The sequence below is a fragment of the Desulfothermus sp. genome, from assembly GCF_053993635.1.
Genome location: NZ_JBMYBT010000092.1, coordinates 1 through 7,397 on the forward strand (window position 1 = coordinate 1; position 7,397 = coordinate 7,397).

The 7,397-nt window shown below is 36.5% G+C and carries 8 protein-coding genes and 1 tRNA gene; 3 read left to right on the plus strand and 6 right to left on the minus strand.

All coding sequences use genetic code 11. The features are described 5' to 3' along the window. From ACY2V1_RS07205 to flgF, 6 genes are all read right to left on the minus strand, one after another. A partial coding sequence (locus tag ACY2V1_RS07205) for a peptidoglycan DD-metalloendopeptidase family protein (RefSeq protein WP_461834121.1) occupies positions 1 to 736 on the minus strand: 736 nt, incomplete at its 3' end. Next, positions 737 to 1,858: a flagellar basal body P-ring protein FlgI gene (locus ACY2V1_RS07210; protein WP_461834122.1), complete on the minus strand. Its 1,122-nt coding sequence runs from the start codon at positions 1,856 to 1,858 to the stop codon at positions 737 to 739. It abuts the gene before it with no gap. Then, positions 1,846 to 2,520, minus strand: coding sequence for a flagellar basal body L-ring protein FlgH (locus ACY2V1_RS07215; protein ID WP_461834123.1), 675 nt, complete (start codon positions 2,518 to 2,520; stop codon positions 1,846 to 1,848). Before ACY2V1_RS07215 ends, ACY2V1_RS07210 begins: the two co-directional genes overlap by 13 nt. Before the next feature lie 19 nt (positions 2,521 to 2,539). Continuing rightward, positions 2,540 to 3,484, minus strand: coding sequence for a flagellar basal body P-ring formation chaperone FlgA (flgA, locus tag ACY2V1_RS07220; RefSeq protein ID WP_461834124.1), 945 nt, complete (start codon positions 3,482 to 3,484; stop codon positions 2,540 to 2,542). 6 nt (positions 3,485 to 3,490) lie between these two features. Next, on the minus strand, positions 3,491 to 4,273 hold the full coding sequence (gene flgG / locus ACY2V1_RS07225; protein ID WP_461834125.1) for a flagellar basal-body rod protein FlgG: 783 nt from the start codon (positions 4,271 to 4,273) through the stop codon (positions 3,491 to 3,493). A 23-nt stretch (positions 4,274 to 4,296) separates the two neighbouring features. Further along, a complete protein-coding gene (flgF, locus tag ACY2V1_RS07230; RefSeq protein WP_461834126.1) occupies positions 4,297 to 5,064 on the minus strand; it encodes a flagellar basal-body rod protein FlgF in 768 nt (255 codons plus the stop codon). A gap of 216 nt (positions 5,065 to 5,280) precedes the next feature. On the opposite strand from flgF, the gene ACY2V1_RS07235 reads away from it, so the two are divergent. From ACY2V1_RS07235 to nusA, 3 genes are all read left to right on the plus strand, one after another. Beyond that, positions 5,281 to 5,356 (plus strand) — tRNA-Gly (locus ACY2V1_RS07235). A gap of 88 nt (positions 5,357 to 5,444) precedes the next feature. Beyond that, positions 5,445 to 5,915 carry a ribosome maturation factor RimP gene (gene rimP / locus ACY2V1_RS07240; protein WP_461834127.1) on the plus strand — a complete coding sequence of 157 codons (471 nt, stop codon included), beginning with the start codon at positions 5,445 to 5,447 and terminating at the stop codon, positions 5,913 to 5,915. A gap of 74 nt (positions 5,916 to 5,989) precedes the next feature. Further along, positions 5,990 to 7,219, plus strand: coding sequence for a transcription termination factor NusA (nusA, locus tag ACY2V1_RS07245; RefSeq protein ID WP_461834128.1), 1,230 nt, complete (start codon positions 5,990 to 5,992; stop codon positions 7,217 to 7,219). Positions 7,220 to 7,397 lie beyond the last annotated feature (178 nt).

Below are 7,397 nucleotides of genomic sequence, written 5' to 3' on the forward strand. Positions count from 1 at the left end.
TTTCTTTATTGTGAGCATAAATTGTTTCTAACCCTGCTTTGTTTTTAATAATTACAACTTTTCCATATCCCTTTTTTTCACCAGAAAAAATTACCTCTCCATCTGTAGCAGCCTTAATATCAGTTCCAATGGGAGCTGCTATATCAATACCATTGTGCATTTTTTTTACCCCTAAAAAAGGGTCTATTCTCATACCAAAGTAAGAAGATATCTCTCCTGGAACTGGCAATATAATTTTAACTGGCCTTTTCGAGTCATGTTTTTTTTCTATGTCATTTGCGATTTTGTTTACTTTATCTAGAATATCGCTGTGTTGTTCTATTTGTTCTAGCGGGTCTATTTTTTTCTGGATATTGTTTGCGCCCTGGATTTTTATATTTTTTGGTTCAGTTGTGTGTTCACTCTTTTTCTCAAGCTGATTTACCAGATTGTTATATAGAAATTTTGATAGTCCTATGCCTCCTCCCTGGGCCAATTTTTTTGAGAATTCAAAGTCAAAAAGATCCATATATTGATTATTTATAGGGTCAGAAAAAAGACCATTTTTTGAAACTGTCTTTTTCATCTCTCCCCATAATTTTTCAATAAATATGGCCTCAAAATCAGTGCATACCTCTTTTAGTTTTTCTTTATCATTCCCCACGTTGGAGGTTTTAATAGAGCTTAATTTTTGAGCTACTTTATTTAGATCCAGATTATTTTCTAATATCTTAGGGTCAATAGTTGTTTTTATCATTTAATATACCTCCAGCTCTGCATGTAAAGCTCCAGCGGCTTTAAGTGTCCTTAAGATGGAAATCATATCCCTTGGGGATGCACCAATTGCATTTAGTCCATCAACAAGTTCTTTTAAACTGGCACCTTTTATTATGTTCAATTTTTTTATTTCCTCTTTTGCCTTGACCTGGGTCCTGGGAACTCCTGTGGTGATTCCCAGGCTAAATGGTGCTGGTTGAGATACTAGCGGTGTTTCCTTTACCACAATTTGAAGATTTCCTTGAGCAATTGCAACTGGGGATATCTTTACATCCCAGCCCATTACAATGGTGCCAGTTTTCTCATCCACAACCACCTTTGCCCTGGAATCTGGCGTTACATACATATTTTCCAGACTTGCCATTAATGGAACTAAATTGTGTTTAAATTGTGGGGGAACCTTGAGTTCTATGGTGGATATATCCTTTGCAAAGGCAAAATTCCCACCTAATTTTTCATTAATTTGCTTTACTATCTTTTCAGTGGTAGAAAAGTCTCTAATATCTAAAGAAATAGTAATCTTGTCCTGTGAATTAAATTCAAAAGGTGTTTTTCTCTCTATTGTTGCCCCTCCAGGTATCTTTGCAACTGTTGGGATGTTTTTTACAGCAGAGGTTGCCTGACCCCCTACTGAATATCCCCCAAGTAAGATTGGTCCTTGGGCAAGGGCATATACCTTTCCATCTATTCCCCTGAGTGGGGTTAAGATAAGCACGCCGCCCAAGAGGCTTTTTGCATCTCCAATTGAAGATACAGTTACATCTATTTTGTCTCCTGGCTTTGCAGACACTGGCATCTTGGCGGAGACCACAACTGCTGCCACGTTTTTGGGCTGGATATTTTGGGGATCTACCTTTATCCCCATGTTTTCTAGCATGTTGGCTATTGAACGTATTGTGAATTCTGATCCCCTTTGATCTCCAGTGCCAGAGAGTCCCACAACAAGTCCATAACCAATTAGTTGGTTGGTTCTAACACCACTGAATTTTGCAATATCCTTTAGCCTTACGCTTTCACTAAATAATTGTTGCTGGAGTAAAGCAACTATGAAAAATATCAGTAATATTAAATTGATTTTTTTGTTAAACCTTAAAATGGCCATATCTTATCCACCAATTTTCCCATCCATCCCTGTTTTTGTTTATCTGATAACACCCCTTCCCCATACACATAGATCTTTGCATCTGCTAATTGATTAGAGGTAATTGAGTTATCTGGGCCTATATCTCTTGCCCTGATCAATCCATGGACTTGAATTATCTGTTTTTCTCCATTTACCATGATTTCTCTGACCCCTTGAAGTTCCATAAGGCCATTTGGAAAGACCCTGATAATTCGGGCTGCAACTGTCGCAGTGACAGTGGTCTTTCTTGTTATTTCTCCTGATGTATCCAGCTTGTTATTGTTTACAGCTTTTAAAAGGGGCACATTACCTACAGAGTTTGGGAGTCCCATAAATTTTGACTGTCCAAGAAAGCTGCTAAATCCAGCATCTATATGATATTTTTTTTCTGACTTAGTATCTGATTCACTGGAAGCACTGCTTTGCTCCAGGATTTTTACGAGTACAATGTCTCCTACTCTTTTTGCCCTGTTGTCTTCAAAAAGAAGCGTGGCCTCTGATGGTTGAAAAAGAGAGCCTGGATTATCTATTTTTGAGATTGGTTCTGGTTGAGGAGGTATAAGTGGTGCTACATAAGAAGGAGATTTTGCTGAACATGCAGCTAAAATTGCCAGTATCAATATTACTAAAATATTCTTCATTACAAAACTCCCCTCTTAATTATTCAACTTTTACAGTTTCTCTACCTACCACCTTTGCATAGACCACTCTATGGCTCTGGATGTTTAATACCTTTATAAAATCCCCTATATTGCCATCTTCTAAGCATCTACCAATGGTCCTTAAAATAATGCTATTCCCTTCATAAACTAATTTTACCTTTTGTCCTCTTGATACAACAGGAATGGGTTCTAATCTTTCCATAGTAATTGGTTGCATGGCCCCTATTGGCACCTTGATCCTATATGGTCCAGTTTTACCATCCCAGATATTTTTTGGAAGATATGCGAGATTTTTTTTAACAAATGTTATTTTATCAGGTGTCAGCGGCTCTCCAATGTTTAAAGGTCTCTTTGCACAGGGCACAGGTTTAAATACATCTAGGAAAAATCTACCACTTCTCTTTTTTGTGACCTTTTTGTTTTTTAATATTATAAAATGTACTGTATTTGAACCTGGTTTTATAGTATTTCCATATATCTGGATATAAATTTTTTCTCCTTTTTCAAGTATTATATATTCTGGCAATACAACGTCCCTTAACCTTATCTCTCCACCAATTTGAGATGTGTTTTTAATAAAATTCATAAGTAGAGAAAATAGTTTTTCTTTATTTAGAATATATTTCCCTTTAATTATCTGAATTTTATCTGGTATATCACAACTATTTATCAATTTATCAGGAAGATTATCTGATAATATTGTTTTTAAAGTATCTCTTTTTAGAGTAAATTTTTGAGGATAGTCCGATATTTCCAATATAGGCATCTCTTTAATATTTGACGCTATTTTATTTGAACTTTCTGCAACTATATCTTTAAATCTTACAAAGTTATCAGATACAAAAACCACGTCTTTGATTTTTATACAAAAGCAAGGTCCTTGAGAAGATATTAATAGAATCAAAATGAATAAACTGAAAATATAAAAACTTACTTTCCTCATATTCATCTACCTTATTATGTTATTTGCAGTTCGTAATATTTGATCTGAGGCAGTAACTGTTTTTGAATTACTTTCAAAAGCCCTTTGGGCCATAATCATATTAACCATCTCTTCTACGAGTTCAACATTGGACATCTCTAAAAATCCCTGAACAATCCTTCCAGCATTATCTGTTCCTGGAGTAACCTGTTGTGCTGCCCCTGATGCAGGAGTTTCTAAATAGAGATTCCCACCAATTGCATTTAGACCTGCAGGATTTATAAAGGTGTAAATTGGTATATCAGCTCCAGCTAATTCGTTGCCTTCTTTATCTAAGGCTGAGATATGACCATCATTGGTAACTACTATATTTTGGGTCTCTGCTGGCACAGTGAATGTTGGTTGCAGGGGATATCCCCTGGCAGTAACTATCTGTCCATTTTGATCAATCTTAAAATTGCCTGCCCTGGTGTATGCCAATTGTCCATTTACATCCACCTGAAAAAAACCATCTCCTTCTATTGCTAGATCAAGCGGATTGCCTGTGTTTTGCAGGTTTCCTTCTTTAAAAAATTTGTGCACAGTAGAAGGCCTCACTCCAAGCCCAATTTGAATTCCAGTTGGTATGGTTTGACCTGCCTGATTTTGATGTCCAGCTATTTTTAAGGTCTGATACATGAGGTCTTCAAATTCTGCCCTGCTTTTTTTAAAACTAACTGTATTTACATTGGCCAGGTTATGGGCAATGGTATCTATGTTGAGTTGTTGCGCAACCATACCTGATGCAGCAGTCCAAAGAGACCTGATCATAATAATTACCCCCCGTTCCAAGGTTAAGTTGGATTACCAACCTTATTTATTACGTTTCTGTCTTGGTCATTGGTATTGGTCATTACCTTTTGCATGGCTTCAAAGTTTCTCAAGGTATCAATCATTTTTACCATTTCTTTTACCACCTGTACATTGGAACCTTCTAAATAACCTTGATATATTGTTGGATTATTTACTGGTTTTTCATTGTTAGGATCACTTTTGTATAGATTTTGCCCAAATTTTTTTACAATGTCCTTGTTTTGAAAATCCACTATGTCAATAATACCAACTTGTGTATTTCCAGAATAAACTACACCGTCCTCAGTTATTGTGATCTTTCCCCTTCCAGCAATCTGGATAGGTCCACCTTTTCCTAACAGCTTGTAACCATCAGGAGATACAATGAAGCCATCTTTATCCAGGGTAAAATTTCCAGCCCTGGTGTACATTATCCCAGATGGGGTTTGTAATTTAAAAAAACCATGCCCTCCAATTGCAAGATCTAGAGGATTTTGCGTGCGTCTTAAATCTCCTTGAGAAAAATCTATTTGCTTTTCACCTATTCTAGGTTGGGTATTTAGATCCTTCTCAGGCCACCTTACACCTCCAGTTATCCCGAGATTTGGGTCGTTGAAGTCATGGGCATAGTGGATTAATACATCCTCAAAACTGAGCCTATCCTTTTTATATCCAATGGTTGAAGCATTAGCCAAATTATTGGCTATTATGTCTAATCTATATTTTTGTGTAAGTGCCCCGAAAACTGAGTTGTATACACTGTCCTGCATGGGAAAAAACCTCCTTTTCTAAAGGACAAGCAAAATCCAGGCCAGCTAATTTTTACCTAAGTTTGTCAAATGGTTAGCCAAAGTTAGGTAAGGGATAGGTACAAAGATTTTTTTGAGTTTTCTTCAATTTTTTGACAGTATATTTATTTTCAGATACTTTTGTTTAACCCTTGACTAATTTGAGAGTTTTGAATATATAAAAAAGAGTTTATTTGAGCGGGTGTAACTCAGTTGGTAGAGTACAAGCTTCCCAAGCTTGGAGTCGCGGGTTCAAATCCCGTCACCCGCTCCACTCCTGAAAAAACTTTTAGTTGGAAAATTTTGGAGTGGGCCTATTTGGGTCCACTTTTTTTTTGAATAATTAAGCTTTGGAAATGGAAATGGAATTTGAAGATATAAAAGAAAAAATCACAAAAATTGTGACTGATGCAGTTTTGACCCTGGGATATGATTTGTGGGGCATGGAATTTTTAGGTTCTATCAGAGGCGGTGGAATATTAAGGGTATATATTGATTCGCCCTCTGGGATATCCATTTCTGATTGTTCTCAGGTGTCAAAACATCTTGATGTAATTTTAGATTTAGAGGATCCAATCCCTGGTTCTTATACCCTGGAAGTATCTTCTCCTGGTCTGGACAGGAGATTCTTTGAGATACAACAGCTTAAGGATTATATTGGTAAGATGGTATCAGTTAAATCTAAGGTTCCAATTGAATCCAGAAAAAAGTGGAAAGGAATACTTAAAGGTGCTGACCTAACTAATAAGGTAGTAGTAATAGAGATAGAGGGAGAGGAATTTTCAATTCCATGGGAAGATATTGAAAAGATTAAATTGGTCTATTTTGAATAGAAATTTTAAATATTGCAAGAGATGGGGGAGAGTCTTTAATTTTTTGCTTAGTTTTCACAAGTGGAGGTTATTTCATGGGATTAGAGTTAAAAAGGTCCATTGAAACTATTAGTAAAGAAAGAAGAATAGATAAAGATGTATTAATAGATACATTGGAAGAGGCTGTAAAGGTAGCTGTTAATAAAAAATACCACAATAGGTTAGATATAGAAGTGAATTATAATGAAGATACAGGGGATATGGAGGTCTATCAATTCAAGAGGGTGGTGGAGGAAGTAGAAGATCCAGATAGGGAAATTTCTTTTGAGGAAGCCAAGAAGATAGACCCAAATGTTCAATTAGATGATGAGGTGGGATTTAAGCTAGAAGTAGAAGACCTTGGCAGGATAGCAGCCCAGTCAGCCAAACAGGTTATAATCCAGCGCATGAGGGATGCTGAACAGGAAATTATATATGAAGAATATAAAGATAGGATTGGTGAAATAGTAAGTGGAACAGTACAGAGAAAAGAGAGGGCTGGACTTATTATAAATTTGGGTAGGACTGAAGCCCTTTTGCCCAGGGATGAACAGATCCCTACAGAACACTATAAAAGGGGTGATAGGGTGGATGGCTACATAATTGATGTAAAAAAAGAAGGCAGAGGGCCGCAGATAATATTATCCCGTTCTCATCCAGCTTATATGGAACTCCTTTTTAAAAGGGAAGTGCCAGAGGTCAGTGATGGAACAATTATGATTATGGGAATAGCCAGGGACCCGGGGGTTCGTGCAAAGGTTGCACTTTATTCAAAGGATAGAGATGTAGATCCAATAGGGGCGTGTGTTGGTGTTCGTGGTTCTCGAATAAATAAAATTATACAGGAATTTAAAGGGGAAAAAATAGACCTTGTTGTGTGGAGTCCAAATATAACTACATATGCTGTCAATGCGCTGGCACCAGCCAGGATTTCCAGTATTACAGTTGATGAAGATGAAAAGAGTTTAGAAGTTGTAGTCCCTGATAATCAGTATTATCTGGCAGTAGGAAAAAGGGGACAAAATGTAAAATTGGCCAGCAAACTGCTTGGCTGGAGTATAGACATTATAACAGAAAGTCGTTATGGAGAGATCTATCAAAATAGACAGAAACTGGAACAACTGGCTGGAGTTGTGGGAATTAGTGTTGATGCATTTTATGAAGCTGGTTTGAGTTCATTAGAAGAAGTGGCGCAGGCAACAGATGATGAGCTCCTGGAAATTGAAGGTATAGATGAGGAAAAATTAAAAGAACTGAGATCAGCGTTGAATCTTTTGATGTCTTAAGTCAGATCTGTCAAAACTTTTGACAAATTTAAGTTAAGGATTTTATGAAACATATACCAGAGAGAACCTGTATTGTTTGTGGAAAAAAGACATATAAGTATCTTTTAGATAGATATGTATATTTAAACGGTAAATTTATTTTAGATAAAGATAAGAAATTGGATGGAAGGGGCTTTTA

Bases quoted from the DNA above. Each gene is read 5' to 3' on its own strand.
- ACY2V1_RS07210 (WP_461834122.1), bottom strand. From the start codon at position 1,858: ATGGCCATTTTAAGGTTTAACAAAAAAATCAATTTAATATTACTGATA.
- ACY2V1_RS07215 (WP_461834123.1), bottom strand. From the start codon at position 2,520: ATGAAGAATATTTTAGTAATATTGATACTGGCAATTTTAGCTGCATGT.
- flgA (WP_461834124.1), bottom strand. From the start codon at position 3,484: ATGAGGAAAGTAAGTTTTTATATTTTCAGTTTATTCATTTTGATTCTA.
- flgG (WP_461834125.1), bottom strand. From the start codon at position 4,273: ATGATCAGGTCTCTTTGGACTGCTGCATCAGGTATGGTTGCGCAACAA.
- flgF (WP_461834126.1), bottom strand. From the start codon at position 5,064: ATGCAGGACAGTGTATACAACTCAGTTTTCGGGGCACTTACACAAAAA.
- rimP (WP_461834127.1), top strand. From the start codon at position 5,445: ATGGAATTTGAAGATATAAAAGAAAAAATCACAAAAATTGTGACTGAT.
- nusA (WP_461834128.1), top strand. From the start codon at position 5,990: ATGGGATTAGAGTTAAAAAGGTCCATTGAAACTATTAGTAAAGAAAGA.